Origin of the sequence: Mesorhizobium sp. Cs1299R1N1, assembly GCF_037179655.1 — a bacterium.
Classification (GTDB): domain Bacteria; phylum Pseudomonadota; class Alphaproteobacteria; order Rhizobiales; family Rhizobiaceae; genus Mesorhizobium; species Mesorhizobium salmacidum.
Genome location: NZ_JAPYKR010000005.1, coordinates 93293 through 107727, shown reverse-complemented (window position 1 = coordinate 107727; position 14435 = coordinate 93293). Strand labels below are relative to the sequence as shown.

Annotated in this window: 18 protein-coding genes and 1 tRNA gene; 14 read left to right on the top strand and 5 right to left on the bottom strand. The window is 61.2% G+C overall.

All coding sequences use genetic code 11. The features are described from left to right. The first annotated feature begins 105 nt into the window (after positions 1-105). Together O7A70_RS12605 and O7A70_RS12600 are read left to right on the top strand one after the other, a co-directional pair. Positions 106-327 carry a hypothetical protein gene (locus O7A70_RS12605; RefSeq protein WP_337140629.1) on the top strand — a complete coding sequence of 74 codons (222 nt, stop codon included), beginning with the start codon at positions 106-108 and terminating at the stop codon, positions 325-327. A 287-nt stretch (positions 328-614) separates the two neighbouring features. Next, on the top strand, positions 615-920 hold the full coding sequence (locus tag O7A70_RS12600; RefSeq protein WP_337107188.1) for a BA14K family protein: 306 nt from the start codon (positions 615-617) through the stop codon (positions 918-920). A gap of 67 nt (positions 921-987) precedes the next feature. On the opposite strand, the gene O7A70_RS12595 is transcribed toward O7A70_RS12600, so the two are convergent. Together O7A70_RS12595 and bhcR are read right to left on the bottom strand one after the other, a co-directional pair. After that, positions 988-1407, bottom strand: a complete 420-nt coding sequence (locus O7A70_RS12595; RefSeq protein ID WP_246672579.1) for a hypothetical protein — start codon at positions 1405-1407, stop codon at positions 988-990. A gap of 116 nt (positions 1408-1523) precedes the next feature. After that, positions 1524-2345: an HTH-type transcriptional regulator BhcR gene (gene bhcR / locus O7A70_RS12590; RefSeq protein WP_337140628.1), complete on the bottom strand. Its 822-nt coding sequence runs from the start codon at positions 2343-2345 to the stop codon at positions 1524-1526. On the opposite strand from bhcR, the gene O7A70_RS12585 reads away from it, so the two are divergent. From O7A70_RS12585 to O7A70_RS12570, 4 genes are read left to right on the top strand one after another with little or no spacing between them, the layout of a single operon-like run. Next, on the top strand, positions 2344-2511 hold the full coding sequence (locus O7A70_RS12585; RefSeq protein ID WP_337140627.1) for a hypothetical protein: 168 nt from the start codon (positions 2344-2346) through the stop codon (positions 2509-2511). The two genes, bhcR and O7A70_RS12585, sit on opposite strands and share 2 nt — an antisense overlap. Before the next feature lie 40 nt (positions 2512-2551). Beyond that, positions 2552-4333 carry a glyoxylate carboligase gene (gene gcl / locus O7A70_RS12580; protein ID WP_337140626.1) on the top strand — a complete coding sequence of 594 codons (1782 nt, stop codon included), beginning with the start codon at positions 2552-2554 and terminating at the stop codon, positions 4331-4333. Positions 4334-4375: 42 nt separating this feature from the next. Then, positions 4376-5173, top strand: coding sequence for a 2-oxo-tetronate isomerase (otnI, locus tag O7A70_RS12575; RefSeq protein WP_337140625.1), 798 nt, complete (start codon positions 4376-4378; stop codon positions 5171-5173). Positions 5174-5223: 50 nt separating this feature from the next. Beyond that, positions 5224-6141, top strand: coding sequence for a 2-hydroxy-3-oxopropionate reductase (locus tag O7A70_RS12570; protein ID WP_337140624.1), 918 nt, complete (start codon positions 5224-5226; stop codon positions 6139-6141). A gap of 120 nt (positions 6142-6261) precedes the next feature. Here the strand turns inward: O7A70_RS12570 and O7A70_RS12565 are convergent, their stop codons facing one another. After that, positions 6262-7110 carry a TrmH family RNA methyltransferase gene (locus O7A70_RS12565; RefSeq protein ID WP_337128226.1) on the bottom strand — a complete coding sequence of 283 codons (849 nt, stop codon included), beginning with the start codon at positions 7108-7110 and terminating at the stop codon, positions 6262-6264. A gap of 199 nt (positions 7111-7309) precedes the next feature. Between O7A70_RS12565 and O7A70_RS12560 the strand changes: the two genes are divergently transcribed. The 8 genes from O7A70_RS12560 to O7A70_RS12525 all read left to right on the top strand — a co-directional run bounded on the left by O7A70_RS12560 (position 7310) and on the right by O7A70_RS12525 (position 11483). After that, positions 7310-7394, top strand: a tRNA-Tyr gene (locus O7A70_RS12560). A 250-nt stretch (positions 7395-7644) separates the two neighbouring features. Next, the gene (locus O7A70_RS12555; RefSeq protein WP_084637125.1) at positions 7645-7803 is read left to right on the top strand and encodes a hypothetical protein; all 159 of its coding nucleotides are present in this window, start codon (positions 7645-7647) and stop codon (positions 7801-7803) included. Positions 7804-8045: 242 nt separating this feature from the next. Next, positions 8046-8477, top strand: a complete 432-nt coding sequence (locus O7A70_RS12550; RefSeq protein ID WP_337140623.1) for a hypothetical protein — start codon at positions 8046-8048, stop codon at positions 8475-8477. Between the two features lie 206 nt (positions 8478-8683). Further along, complete coding sequence (locus O7A70_RS12545; RefSeq protein ID WP_337140622.1) at positions 8684-9178, top strand: DUF1772 domain-containing protein; 495 nt, start codon at positions 8684-8686, stop codon at positions 9176-9178. A 79-nt stretch (positions 9179-9257) separates the two neighbouring features. Continuing rightward, complete coding sequence (locus O7A70_RS12540; RefSeq protein WP_027146879.1) at positions 9258-9443, top strand: hypothetical protein; 186 nt, start codon at positions 9258-9260, stop codon at positions 9441-9443. Further along, positions 9440-10336, top strand: a complete 897-nt coding sequence (locus tag O7A70_RS12535) for an alpha/beta fold hydrolase (protein WP_337140621.1) — start codon at positions 9440-9442, stop codon at positions 10334-10336. The genes O7A70_RS12540 and O7A70_RS12535 overlap by 4 nt, the downstream gene beginning before the upstream one ends. Positions 10337-10452: 116 nt before the next feature. After that, positions 10453-10863, top strand: coding sequence for a DUF427 domain-containing protein (locus tag O7A70_RS12530; RefSeq protein WP_337140620.1), 411 nt, complete (start codon positions 10453-10455; stop codon positions 10861-10863). A gap of 11 nt (positions 10864-10874) precedes the next feature. Continuing rightward, a complete protein-coding gene (locus O7A70_RS12525; RefSeq protein ID WP_337140619.1) occupies positions 10875-11483 on the top strand; it encodes a cysteine hydrolase family protein in 609 nt (202 codons plus the stop codon). A 99-nt stretch (positions 11484-11582) separates the two neighbouring features. Here the strand turns inward: O7A70_RS12525 and O7A70_RS12520 are convergent, their stop codons facing one another. Both O7A70_RS12520 and O7A70_RS12515 read right to left on the bottom strand, forming a co-directional pair. Beyond that, a complete protein-coding gene (locus O7A70_RS12520; RefSeq protein ID WP_337140618.1) occupies positions 11583-13184 on the bottom strand; it encodes a DHA2 family efflux MFS transporter permease subunit in 1602 nt (533 codons plus the stop codon). Continuing rightward, on the bottom strand, positions 13181-14374 hold the full coding sequence (locus O7A70_RS12515; protein ID WP_337140617.1) for an HlyD family secretion protein: 1194 nt from the start codon (positions 14372-14374) through the stop codon (positions 13181-13183). The genes O7A70_RS12520 and O7A70_RS12515 overlap by 4 nt, the downstream gene beginning before the upstream one ends. Positions 14375-14435 lie beyond the last annotated feature (61 nt).

The following is a 14435-nucleotide window of genomic DNA, read 5'->3' as shown; positions in this document are numbered from 1 at the left end:
CCACCCCCCTAAAAATCTCCGGACCTGTCGAACCTTTTGCCGGCCCGCGCCGACTGAGGTTCAGGGGCGAATGGTCGCCTCGATCAAAGGATCCAGGAGATCACTATGCTTAAGCGCAGTTTCGTTTCCGGCCTCGTCGCCATCGTCGTTGCAACCGGCGCGCTCGCCGGCACCGTCCAGTCTTCGTCGGCTCATGGCATGCATCACCATCATCGTCATTTCGACGACTACCTCTACTACCAGGATTACCCGGACTACCCGGATTACTGGTGGGTCTATGGCCATCATCATCACCGTCATCACCACCACCGCATCATCATCTACTGAGCGCAGCCTGACGGCGTGATTGAAGAAACCAGTCCAGGAAAGGGCGGCTTCGGCCGCCCTTTTTGCATCGATCTGTCGCCGTGACGGCCGATGACGCGATTGGGCGCAAGGTGCCTGAAGCGCCGGAATCTGGATGATCAACGCCGGCGAGCGCCGCCGGCCTTCAGACAGCGGATCCCAGCTTCCTCGAAAAAAAATCAAACCCCGTCGAACCTTTTTCAATGCCGCGGCGACAGATGATCAAGAGGCGGATGGATCGCCTCGGTCAACGAAGCAAGGAGATCATCATGTTCAAGCGCACATTCGTTTCCGGCCTCATCGCCACCACCGTCGCCGCCACCGCTTTGGTCGGCACCGTCCAGCCATCGGCGGCTCACTCGCATCACCACGACCTCGGCATCGGCATCGCCGCCGGCGTTGGCGGTTTCGTCCTCGGCAGCCTGCTTGCCCAGCAGCAACCGCGCACGGTCTACGTCGACGAAGATGGCGGTTCCTGGCACGTCCGCCGCTGCTTTGCGCGTTACGCGAGCTACGACCCGGATTCCGATACCTATATCGGCCATGACGGCTATAGCCACTACTGCCGACTCTGAGGGGAGGCGGACGACAGGAAAGAGGGGTTGCGAGGCAGCCCCTCTTCGTCGTTTGAAGATCGCCTTCCTAGAGGTGCGTCTTCGGGTCGAGGATCGGCAAACCGGCCGCGCGGCAGGAGCCGCCAATTTGAAGCCGGGCAGCCTCCGTATCGTCGCCCATCGCGACCAGTTCAAAGCTGCTTGCGGCTTGCGGATAGACTTTGGCGATGAATGGCTTGTCGCCGCCATCGACGCCAGGCGAGGTCTTGGCGTTGACGGTACCACAGACCACGATCTCCTGTCGGCCGTCCAGCGTTCGCTCGCCGGCGAGCATGGTCCCGAACCTGGCGGAGGCCGAATCCAGCAGGCGCTGGCGGATACCGGTCGTGATGATCTCTTCCAGCGCGAGTGAGATCGGGATGGGATTGACCCGCTGGCCGCCGGTATCGGGTCGTGGCGTCGTCGCCACGCATCCGCAAAGCGAAGCGGCAAGCAGAAGCTGAACCATTTTCCTCATTCGCGCCCTGTCGCATGCATTCGGGCGCCACGGCAAGACGGCCAATTTTATTCAGCGCGCGCCATGTCGGACATGCGGCTCCAAACACCTTGCCATGCGCTTGGCGATCAACTGACCGCCACGCCGCCTATCATCCTGGTCACCTGGATCGCGGCGTCGCGCACGAGCGGGCCGATCTCGGCCAGTCGGTCGGGCGTGACCCGTACCGTCGGTCCGGAAACGGAAACGCCGCCGATCGGTTCGCCATATTCGTTGAAGATGGCGGCGGCGACACAACGCATGCCGGGGTGGCGCTCCTCGTCGTCGACCGACCAGCCGCGATGCTTGGTGGTTGCCAGATCGTGGGCAAGGGCGGAGATGTCGGAAAGGGTGTTGTCCGTATAGCGCTGCAGGCCCGCCTTGCGCAGGATGGTTCCGACGCGCTCCGGTTCGAGATGCGCCAGCACCGCCTTGCCGATGCCCGAGGCATGGAAGGGACTGCGCGTGCCCGGCCGGAAGAAGGCGCGGATCGCCTGGTGCGTCTCGACCTGGCTGACGAAGACCACGCAGTCATCCTCGGCGACGCCGAGATTGGCGGTCTCGCCGGTCTTCTCCATCAGTTCCTGCATGACGATGCGGGCACGATCCACAAGCTTGCGGCGGCGCAGGAACGCCGCGCCCATGCGGTAGGTCTCGACACCGATCGACCAGAGTTGGTCTGATTTGTCGAACTCGACCATGCCGTGGTTTTCGAGCGTCGTCAGCATGCGGTACGCGGTGGAGGCCGCGAGCCCGCTTTGCGCCGATATCTCACTCAGCGACAGGCCGCTGCCTTCCGCGACAATGGCCAGAATGCGCAAGGCACGGTCGAGCGACTGCACCGAGGCAGCTTCGGCCGGACCATTGAAGGAGCGCGGGCGCCCGCGCTGACGTTTTTCGTTCGTTTCCATGGCCGGCATTCTCGGCCGTTTCCCCCAAGAAGCAATGAAAAAGTTTTTCAGGAATTCCGAGCACAAATCCTGGAAAAGAGAAAAGTCAATAAAATCAGTCGATAGTCGCCGTTTTTTCGAAATGAAAAAATATTCTGGAAAAATTGAAAAATCACCCGCCCGGTGACATCCTTAGCCATCCAACAATCATCTCGTGGAGGCTGGAAATGGCCAGGATGCGCGCTGTCGATGCCGCTGTTCTCGTTCTCGAAAAGGAAGGCATTTCCTGTGCCTTCGGCGTGCCGGGCGCGGCGATCAATCCGCTGTATTCGGCGATGAAGGCGAGGGGCACCATCCGCCATGTCCTTGCCCGCCACGTCGAAGGCGCCTCGCATATGGCCGAAGGCTATACCCGCGCCAAGGCAGGCAATATCGGTCTCTGTATCGGCACTTCGGGGCCGGCCGGCACCGACATGATCACCGGGCTCTATTCGGCCGCGGCCGATTCCATTCCGATCCTGTGCATCACCGGACAGGCGCCGCGCGCGCGCCTCAACAAGGAGGATTTCCAGGCTGTCGACATCGCCGCCATCGCCGCGCCCGTCGCCAAATGGGCGGTGACGGTCATGGAGCCCTATCTGGTGCCGATGGCGCTGCAGAAGGCGTTCCATCTGATGCGCTCGTCGCGGCCGGGTCCGGTGCTGATCGACCTGCCGGTCGACGTCCAGTTGGCCGAGATCGTGTTCGACATCGATGCCTATGAGCCGCTGCCGCCATTCAAGCCGGCGATGACACGTGCCCAGGCCGAAAAGGCACTGGCGATGCTCAACGCGGCCGAGAAGCCGCTGATCGTCGCCGGCGGCGGCATCATCAACGCCGACGCCTCCGACCTGTTGATCGAATTCGCCGAGATCACGGGCGTTCCGGTGATCCCGACGCTGATGGGCTGGGGCGCGATCCCCGACGACCACCGGCTGATGGCCGGCATGTGCGGGCTGCAGACCTCACACCGCTACGGCAACGCCACCATGCTGGAGGCCGATTTCGTCTTCGGCATCGGCAACCGCTGGGCCAACCGCCACACCGGCTCGGTCGATGTTTATACAAAGGGAAAAAAGTTCATCCATGTCGACATCGAGCCCACTCAAATAGGCCGTGTCTTCGCGCCTGATCTCGGCGTCGTCTCCGATGCGGGCGCGGCGCTGAAGATGCTGCTCGACGTCGCCACCGAGTGGAAGACGGCGGGCAGGCTGCGCGACTGGTCGGGCTGGGCCAAGGAATGCCAGGGCCGCAAGAAGACGATGAAGCGCAAGACGCATTTCGACCAGGTGCCGCTGAAGCCGCAGCGTGTCTATGAGGAGATGAACAAGGCGTTCGGCCGTGACGTCACCTATGTCACCACCATCGGCCTGTCGCAGATTGCCGGGGCGCAGTTCCTGCATGTCTACAAGCCGCGCAACTGGATCAATTGCGGCCAGGCCGGTCCGCTCGGTTGGACCTTGCCGGCAGCACTTGGCGTGCGCGCCGCCGATCCAGACCGCACCATCGTGGCGCTGTCGGGCGACTACGATTTCCAGTTCATGATCGAGGAACTGGCGGTCGGCGCGCAGCACAAGCTGCCCTACATCCATGTCGTCGTGAACAATGCTTATCTCGGCCTGATCCGCCAGGCCCAGCGCGGCTTCTCGATGGACTATGAGGTCAGCCTCGCCTTCGAGAACATCAACCGTACCGGCGATCCCGAGGCCGGCTACGGCGTCGACCATGTCGCCGTCGCCGAGGCGATGGGCTGCAAGGCAGTCAGGGTGCGCAAGCCGGAGGAATTCGCCGGCGCTTTCAAGCAAGCGGAGCGATTGATGAAGGAACACCAGGTTCCGGTCGTGCTCGAATTCATTCTCGAACGGGTCACCAACATCTCGATGGGCACCGAGATCGACAAAATCACCGAATTCGAGGACCTTGCCGAACGTCAGGAAGACGCGCCGACCGCGATCGTGATGCTCGACTAATTTTGTTTGAGCATCGGGTCCGATGCTCCAGGGAGAAAAAGAATGCCGCGTTTTTCAGCCAATCTGTCGATGCTCTTTGGCGAGCATGATTTCCTTGACCGTTTCGATGCCGCCGCCCGCGCCGGCTTCAAGGGTGTCGAATATATCGGCCCTTATGATCACCCGCCCGATGTGGTGGCCGCACGACTGAAGAAGAACGACCTGACGCAAGTGCTGTTCAACCTGCCGGCGGGCGACTGGGCCAAGGGCGAGCGCGGCATCGCCGCGCTGCCGGATCGCGTGCCGGAATTCCGCCAGGACATTGCCAAGGCGATCACTTATGCGCAGGCGCTTGGCTGCGGGCAGGTCAACTGCCTCGCCGGCATCGCGCCGCAGGGCATTGCACGGGATACGCTTGGAAATGTCTTTGCCGAAAATCTCGCCTTCGCGGCGGAGAAGCTGGAGCAGGCCGGCATCAAGCTGCTGATCGAACCAATCAATACGCGCGATATTCCCGGCTTCTTCCTGAACTATTCCGACCAGGCGCTGGCCCTGATCGACCGCGTCGGCTCGAAGAACCTGTACCTGCAATACGACATCTATCACATGCAGATCATGGAGGGGGATCTCGCCCGTAAAATCGAGGCAAACCTCGGCCGCATCGCGCATATCCAGCTTGCGGACAATCCCGGCCGTCACGAGCCAGGGACGGGCGAGATCAATTATCCTTTCCTCTACGACCATATCGATCGGATTGGCTATTCCGGCTGGGTGGGGGCGGAATACAAGCCGAAGGCGGGGACGGAAGCCGGACTGGGGTGGTTCAGGGAACTGACCGGGCGGGGAAGCGCGGCGGCGTAGCGGGAATTTTGCGCCACGGCACGCTGCCCTGACAGAGACGGAGAGAAACAATGGAAATCATCGGCTTCATAGGCCTCGGCATCATGGGCGAGCCTATGGCGGGGCATCTGCTCGACGCCGGCTACAGCGTCATCGCCAGCGACCACCGCTCCAAGCCGCCTGCCGATCTCATTGCCAAGGGCCTGAAGACGGTTGCCGGCCATGCCGCCGTGGCCAAGGCCGCCGAGATCATCATCACCATGGTGCCGGATACCCCACAGGTGGCCGAGGTGCTGTTCGGTCAGAACGGCGTCGCGTCCGGCCTGACCAAGGGCAAACTCGTCATCGACATGAGTTCGATCTCGCCGATCGAGACAAAGGAATTCGCAAAAAGGATCAACGATCTCGGTTGCGCCTATCTCGATGCGCCGGTTTCGGGCGGTGAGGTTGGCGCCAAGGCGGCATCCCTCACCATCATGGTCGGCGGCGACGAAAAGATCTTCGAGCGTGCGAAACCGGTTTTCGAAAAGATGGGCAAGAACATCACGCTGGTCGGGCCGAACGGTGTCGGCCAGACCACCAAGGTCGCCAACCAGATCGTCGTCGCGCTAACCATTGAAGCCGTCGCCGAAGCACTTGTTTTTGCATCGAAAGCCGGCGCCGATCCGGCCAAGGTCAGGCAGGCGCTGATGGGCGGGCTGGCAGCGTCACGCATCCTCGAAGTACATGGCGAGCGCATGGTCAAGCGCACCTTCGCTCCGGGTTTCCGCATCGAACTGCACCAGAAGGATCTCAACCTGGCACTGGAGGGTGCGAAGGCGCTCGGTGTGTCGCTGCCCAACACCTCGACCACCCAGCAGCTGTTCAATTCCTGTGCGGCCAATGGCGGCGCGAAGGAAGATCATTCCGCGCTGGTGAGGGCGCTGGAGCGGATGGCGAATTTCGAGGTCGGTGGCGAGCCAGCCGAAGTGAAAGGCAAAGCGGCATAGGTCGGGAGAGGGCGGCATAACGTTCCCAAGCCGTCACCTTTTGTCCTAACCCAGGAACGGGTTCCGGCAAGCGTCGCCGGAACCCGTTTTGATTCCTGGCGAGAGGCTTGCCGCTCCCAGTCAGCCGCGCTTCAGAAATGCCCGCGCCGCATAAAGGCTGACCGCCGCAGCGTTCGACACGTTGAGCGAGCGGATAGCGCCGGGCATGTCGAGGCGGGCCAACGTCGTCACGGTCTCGCGGGTCTTCTGGCGCAGGCCCTTGCCTTCGGCGCCGAGCACCAGCGCTATCCGGTCTCCGGCAAAGCTGATTTCGAGTTCCGCCGGCCCGTCCGAATCAAGCCCGATGGTCTGGAAGCCGGCCTCGTGCAACTGGCCCAGCGCATCGGCGAGGTTCTTGACCTCGATCTGATCGATATGCTCCAGCGCGCCGGAAGCGGATTTTGCCAGCACGCCGGATTCCTGCGGACTATGGCGGGCCGTGGTAATCAACGCGCCGGCGCCGAAAGCCACCGCCGAACGCAGGATGGCGCCGACATTGTGCGGATCGGTGACCTGGTCGAGCACCAGCACCAGCCTGGTGTCGCCGAGTGCGTCGAGGCGCTTGGGCTTCAGCGGCTCCGCCTCGATCAGTACGCCCTGATGCACGGCGTCCGAGCCGGTAAGCTTGTCGATGTCCCTGGGTTCGACCAGTTCCGCCTTGAAGGGCAAGGCGGCGAGATCGGCTATCTCAAGGCGCTCGGCCGCATTGCGCGTCACCAGCATTTTCTTGATCCGGCGGCGCGGATTGTCGAGTGCCGCGCGCACCGTATGCAGGCCGTAGAGCCGCACCAGCCCGTCGGCCGCGTTTTCGCCTGGTGGCACGGGTTGCCGGGGCTTGAACGCCGGCGCGCCGCCGCTTTTCTCGTCGCGAAAGGCGCGGCGCAGCTTGGCGTAGTGGGTGTCTTTCGGGGTATTGGAATTGTTGCTCATGGCCGGCTTCTATAGCCGTCTCCTCCCGCCAAGGATATGCCCTGTCGCCGCAGCCGGCGAACAACATCGAAAAACCCTTCCTGCGCGGTTGACACCCACTGGCCTTGCCGCCATAAGGCGCTTCGCTGGTTTCGGAGAAGACACAACTCGGGTCCGAAATTGGCGCGAATGCCTCGTTGCATGGCTCCGGCAGCAGATTGGAGAGGTGCCCGAGTGGTTAAAGGGGACGGACTGTAAATCCGTTAGCTTAGCTTACGTTGGTTCGAATCCAACCCTCTCCACCACTGCCGGCCCGGAAGCCCTGAACGCGAAAAACAGCGGACCGACGTCAGCTTGCCGTCTGAGCCGCTCGCACGGAAACGTGTCATCGCTTGATCCGCATCTTGGATCGGATCAGGATGAGGCAGAGGGTGATCGCAGGCACCGCTCTGTACGAAATCGACAATTGGCTCCTGTGTGAAAATGCGCGATCATTGGAAAATGGCACGCAAATTGGACGACAAACTCGATTGCAAGGCTTGCGGGACGATCCAGATGGACATTCCCGACGACGCCACGGAGTCGACGCCAATTTATTGCAGCAATTGCGGTGCTTTTCTCGGCGAATGGGGTGAATTGCAGGACGATTTCTACCGCCAGGCTCGCGACGCCGAGGCATTCGACCTGCGCGACGGCAACATTATCAAGAAATAGGATGCGATGAACGCAACCTCCGGATTGCTGCGGGGGTGCTAGATCGCCATGGGACCGCTCCTCTGTCGGCAGAGCTTATGGAAAACCGCTCCATTCGGTGAACGCTGTCAGCGCGTTTATGATCCGGCCAGCCGCATTTGGTGGGGGCCGAATTCTCCGGTTTTGCGCCCTTGTCGAAGCACCGCCGCGCGGTAATTCCCTTGAAGGCGTGGGCACTTCTCCCTCCACGACAGGAGCTGACCATGAAACACCAGACACTCGACCAACTACAGGCCGTCGCCAGGATTGAACCCTCGGCGCCGCATCCGGAAATGACGCGAGATGAGCGCATCGCGCGCTGGGCCGAACTTCTCGATCAGAACCCCGAGCGATGCCTTGGCGCGTTTACAGGTACCGAACATATGCATCCGGAGGTACGCTCCATGGCACGCGGCGAAGGATCGGCAATTACCGTTGCCTTCGAAGACCCGGTGCTGCGCGCGTCGGGTCTAAGGGATGACACTTATGGCGAGGCCAAGCGCTTCTTCGAACTGAACGACTGGCAACTGCATGACATCGTTTGCGATTGTCACGTAGGCGCTACCATGAAAGCGCGGTGGGCTGCGGCTCGGGTCCGCGCGACAATTGGCGGCAACAGGTTTCTTACCTGGTTGAGGCAAAGGATCATGTTCTGACGCGCCGGGCGGCTTAGGTGAGGATCGTCTCCTGTTCGCAACCGCGTGCGGTGCGACCCCACCTGACCCGTCTTGTCGATCAGTCCCTGTGCTCGTGGCATAGCCGAACGGCTGCACGATTACTTCTCTGCGTTCCGCCGACTACAGCGGTGGCTAACCGCCACCCTATGCCGGTTGCGAAAGGGCACGGTTAAAAAAGTAAGAGCATGCGCGTCTTGATCGTTTTCACGCTCCTGCTGGTTGCAATCGCATCAGCGCTCTCGCTTGCACATGCGTTGGAGCTACCGGGCAAAATGCGCCTGAAAGAGGCGACCTACAAGGCAGTGCAGACGATCTACTATCCCGGCTTCACGATCGGCGGTTTTGCGGAAATCGGAGGCGTCCTCGCGCTCGCCATCCTGCTCTATTCGACGCCTTCTGCAAGTACTCGTTTCTGGTGGACGCTCGCCTCGCTATTCTTCCTGGCGGCGCAACACGCGACCTATTGGTTGGTCACACATCCCATCAATAATTTCTGGGTGCAGGACGTCGCCATGCCGAGATCGGGCGTGGCGTTTTTCTCCATGTTCGCTCGGAAGCAAGATGGTGATTGGAGAGATTTCCGGAATATCTGGGAGATGTCGCACGTCATCAGGGCATGCCTTGCAATGTCGAGCCTGACCTCAATCGCCGTTGCGGCAACGCTTTTCGCGGATGGCTGACCGGCGGGCGCCCGAGCGGCAAGCCGGGCAACCAAATTCGCGGAGCCTCGTTGTCGAACATCAGCCAGAGGAGGTTTCGATGAAGAAATCCTTGTCGCTTCTGGTGTTGGCCGCTGCCCTCGCGCTCGGTGCCTGTGATGACAGCACCGAACCGACGAAAGCCAACACCGACGCCATCAACAAGAATCCGCAGGTTGACCAGGATGCCAGACCCAAGTCGACGACTGGCGGCGACCAGCCGGTTACAGCGCCGGAGAGCAAATGAACCCTGTCTCATTTTGCGATACGCCACTGCTGCGCATCGCCTATCTCGATGGTGGGCCGCAAGACGGTCCGCCGGTCGTCCTGCTGCATGGCTGGCCGGACGACGCGACCACTTACGCGCGCATTTCGCCGGTCCTTCACGAGGCCGGCTTTCGGACGTTTTCGCCGTGGCTGCGAGGTTTTGGACAGACGTCGTTCCTGTCGAAAGAAACCATGCGATCCGGCGAAATTGCCGCAATGGCGCAGGACGTGCTGGACTTTGCCGATGCGCTTGGCCTCAGCCGCTTTGCGATCGTCGGCCACGACTGGGGAGCACGGATCGCCTACCTCCTGGCCTCGATCTTTCCCGACCGCATCAGTTGCTGCGCTGCGCTATCGCTTGGCTGGCAACCCGGCAAACCGACAACGCCGGCGCCTGAACAGGCGAAAGCGTTTTGGTATCAATGGTTCATGGCAACAGCGCGCGGCGCCGAGTTCGTGCGAAAGAACCGCAAGGAATTTGCAAGATTCCAATGGGACAGCTGGAGCCCGTTGGGGTGGTTCGACGACGCCATTTTCGATGAAGTGGCTGCATCCTTCGACAACCCGGATTGGCCGGACGTGACGTTGCATTCCTATCGGGTTCGCTGGGGTGAGGCGGAGCCCGATCCGCGCTACGCGGAGCTGGCCCGCCGGCAAACATCGGTCAAGATCATCACGGTGCCGACCTTGACGCTTCATGGTGGCGACGACCGTGTTGTACTGACCCCATCGTCGGAAGGACTGGAGGTGCATTTCACGGCGCCCTACAAACGAGTGGTCCTGGACGCGGTCGGGCACTTCCCGACACGTGAGGCTCCACACGAGGTTTCGCGGCTGTTGGCGAGCTTTCTCGACAGTTTCGGTAGCCGATAATCGCTTGGCTCGGCGGTCCATTTGGCTTCACCGCACAAGCTGGAACCTGATGCATCGCCGCGCATTTCGTTTTCATTGATGGATCGATGATCAATCGATAGCCAGGGAGAATTCGGATGCAAACTTCAGTCGCAACGTCAGAACCCGACTTTCGCCCACTGACCATAGAACCGTTTGCCGGAACGGTGACCGTGCGATTTTCCGATGCTGTGGTCGCGGCCACGGAGCACGCGAAGGTAGTCACGGAAGAGGGGCAGGAGCCGACGTTCTTTATTCCTTTCGAGGACATCTATTTCGAGCTTTTCGAAAAGACCAACACCACAAGCAGTTCACCGCTCAAGGGAACCGCGAGCTATTGGCGGGTCCATGCCGTCGGTAGCTCGGCCGACGACTTCATGTGGGCATACGAGACGCCCGACACGGCAGCGCGGGCCATCGCAGGTCATGGCACCTTCGATCCGCAAAAGGCGCGCATCGATGTCGACCCGGTGGAGGACAAACGGCACACCCCGCATGTCATGGAATAGGACTATCCTCGATGTCGATGCCGGGCTTGGCATATGGTCCGTTGGGGCACCGATGCATGCATGTTTGTGTCGATATGCAAAAGCTGTTTGCCGAGCCATCGCCGTGGGCGACCCCCTGGATCACCCGTGTCCTTCCTCAGATCGAGAGGCTGGTCGAAAGACGAGCGCCACAGACCGTCTTCACGCGCTTCCTGCCCGCGCAAAAGCCGGGGCAGGGCGTTGGTACATGGAAGCGCTATTATGAGCGCTGGGCCTCGATGGCGATCGAAAATATTGGTCCCGAAATGGTCGGCCTGTTGCCGGCATTAGCCACTTACTGCCCGCCAGCGGCAGTCATCGACAAGCACATATACTCGCCCTGGTTCGAAGGTCACCTCCGGGCTTTTCTGAACGAACGCGACATCGATACGCTGGTCATCACCGGCGGCGAAACCGACGTGTGCGTTCTGGCTACGGTGCTCGGAGCGATCGATTTCGGCTATCGCGTGGTTCTCGTTACCGACGCGCTGTGCAGTTCTTCCGACGCAACGCATGACGCGCTGCTGACCGTTTATCACCAACGGTTCGCACAGCAGGTGGAGACCGTCGAGATGGAGACGGTTCTCTCGAACTGGATCTGACGTCGCCGGTCATTCGCCACATTCAATGCCCGCGACTTGCAATAAGTGCCGAGAAAACGCAGGCGGCGGAAGTTCTGGAACAGGTCGGCGGGGCGCCGGTTATTTCGGCTGGCGCTTGTCGGGTTTTGGAGACCGCAGCAGCAAGGCGAGGGGAACAAACAGTGCCGTCGCGATGGCGCAGTAGCGAAAAACGTCGATGTAGGCGAGCAGCGAGGCCTGGCGCGCGATCAACTGCCCGAGCCAGCCGACGGCTTGCTGCTTGGCCTCAAGCATGTTCGAGCCCTGGGCGACAAAGTGATCCGTCACCTGACGCAGCAACTGCTGATAGGCGGACGACGATTGCGCGGTATGGCTGACAAGGTTCGATTGATGCAGCTGCGCGTTTTGCGCGATCACGGTGTTCGACAATGACACGCCGATGCTCCCGCCGATGTTGCGGGCGACGTTGATCAGCGCCGACGCCTGGTTGGTCTTCTGCGGAGCGAGGCCGACATAGGCCGCTGTCGAAATGGGAATGAACAGGAACGGCAGGCCGATCATCAGGAAGATGCGCGCGAATGCAAAGAAGTGGAAGCTGGCATCCGGGGTGAGTGACGTCATGTGCCACAAGGCGACCACGACAACGGACATGCCCATCACAATCAGATATTTGGGCTGCACCAATCCGGCGGCAAATCCGGAAATCGGCATCAGGATCAGCATGGCGATGCCGCCGGGCATCATGGAAAGGCCCGACAGGGTGGCCGTATAGTCGAAGGCGGTCTGTTGCAGCTGCGGCATCAACTGCGTGGTGCTGAACAACACGGCGCCGACCGCCATCATCACCAGGAACGACGTACCGAACTGGCGGCTGAAGAGCAGGCGTATATCGACGATCGGATCGCGGTGACTAAACTCCCATGGGATGAGCAGCAGGAACGAGATCGCCGAAATCACGGCAAAAGTCGTGATGAAACCCGATGCGAACCAGTCGTTGCGCTGACCCTCATCGAGGAAGATTTCCAGGCAGCCAAGAGCGGTGGCGACAAGGATGAACCCGACCCAATCTATTCTGAGGCCGCCCTTCAGCCGCTCCTGACGTTCGCGCTCGATCACGTCCGGCTCGACAAGCAGCCACTGCACCAAGGCAAGCGACATGATGCCGAACGGGACGTTGATGAAGAATATCCAGTGCCAGGAGAAATGGTCGGTCAGCCAGCCGCCGAGGGTCGGCCCGACTGTCGGTGCGACGATGACGGCGATGCCATAAAGGGCAAAAGCCTGGGAACGCTTCTCGGGCGGAAAGGTATCGGCAAGGATGGACTGTTCGCTCGGCGCCATGCCGCCGCCGCCGAGACCCTGCAGGATCCTGAAGAAAATAAGCATTTCCAGATTGGGCGCGAGGCCGCACAACAGCGATGCGATGGTGAACGTTGCCACGCAAAGCATGTAGTAGCGCTTCCGCCCGATCACGCTGGCCAACCAGCCGCTGACCGGGATGATTACGGAATTCGCGACCAGATAGGTAGTGATCACCCAGGTGCTCTCGTCCATCCCGGCAGCCAGGCTGCCGGCGATGTTGCGCAGGGCCACGTTGGCGATCGAGGTATCCAGCACCAGCATGAAGGTGGCGATGGAGACGACGATGGCGATCAGCCACGGGTTGCGCCCGCCGGCGGCGGACCGGCTTTCGCTTTGGTCGCTGGAGATTTCGCCAGTCATCGCACCTTGACCGTCGGCACCACCGACAGGCCCGGCCCCAGCAGCACGCCGGGCGCTTTGTCGAAGACGATCTTCACCGGCACGCGCTGCACCACCTTGACGAAGTTGCCGGTGGCGTTTTCGGCCGGCAGCAGGCTGAAGGCGGTGCCACTACCCGCCTGGATGCTGTCGACGCGGCCATGAAAAGATCTTTCCGGATAGGCGTCGATATCGATGTCGACCGGCTGTCCCGGCCGCATCAGATCGAGCTGTGTCTCCTTGAAGTTGGCCTTCACCCAGACTTCGTCGGGAACAAACATCATCAGAACCTGGCCTGGCTGGGCATAGGTGCCGTTGGCTACCGAAATGCTGGTTGCCCGCCCGGCGACCGGTGCGGTGATGGTTGTGCGGGACAGCATCGTACTCGCCTGGTTCTGGCTGGCCTTGGCCTGATCGAGCTTGGCTTCGGCGCTCTTGGTCTGCGCCTGCAAAACAGCGACCTGGCTCTTGGCGGCATCCACATTGGCTTGGGCGCTGTCGAGAGCGGCCTGGTCCTGGCGCAGCGTGGAAGCGGCCTGCTGCGCCTGCTGTTGGGTGGCCGTGCCCTTGGCAAGAAGTTCACGGTTCCGCTGATCCTCGGCTTTGGCAAAATCGAGGGCGGCCTGCGCTTGCGCCATCTGCTTCCGCGCTTCATCGATCTTTGCGTTTTGAGCTGCGATCTGAGCCCCTACGTCGACAATGTCGGCCTGTGCCGAGGCTACCCCGGCATCGGCCTGCTTGAGGCTGGCCTGATAGTCGCTGTCATCGATGCGCAACAGGACGTCGCCCGCCTTGACCGGCTGGTTGTCGGTCACCGCAAGGTCAGTGATCCGTCCTGATATCTCGGCGCTGACCGTTATCGTGCGGGCGTCGATAAAAGCGTCGTCGGTCGATTCATACTGGCGGGCATTCAGCCACCACATGGCCAGCCCCACCGCGGCCAGCAGCAGCACGATCAGGATTGCGATGGACGCATAAGGATGCCGCCGGGGAAAACCTAGGAGGCTGGGCTTTTGTTCATCCGCCTCCTTGTCCCCTGTTTCGCGCTCCGGAGCGTTAGGCTGCGCCACATCGCCCATGCGTTTTGGCGACGCATCCGGTCCGGCCTTGCTCGAAGCGCCGCGCGCATTCCTGATTTTGTCTGGTTCTTCAGTCTCGGTTTTTGCGTCCACGGGAGAACTTTCAAGGATGGCGCTGACCGCTGTAACGACCGATTAAACGACAGCTCTTCAC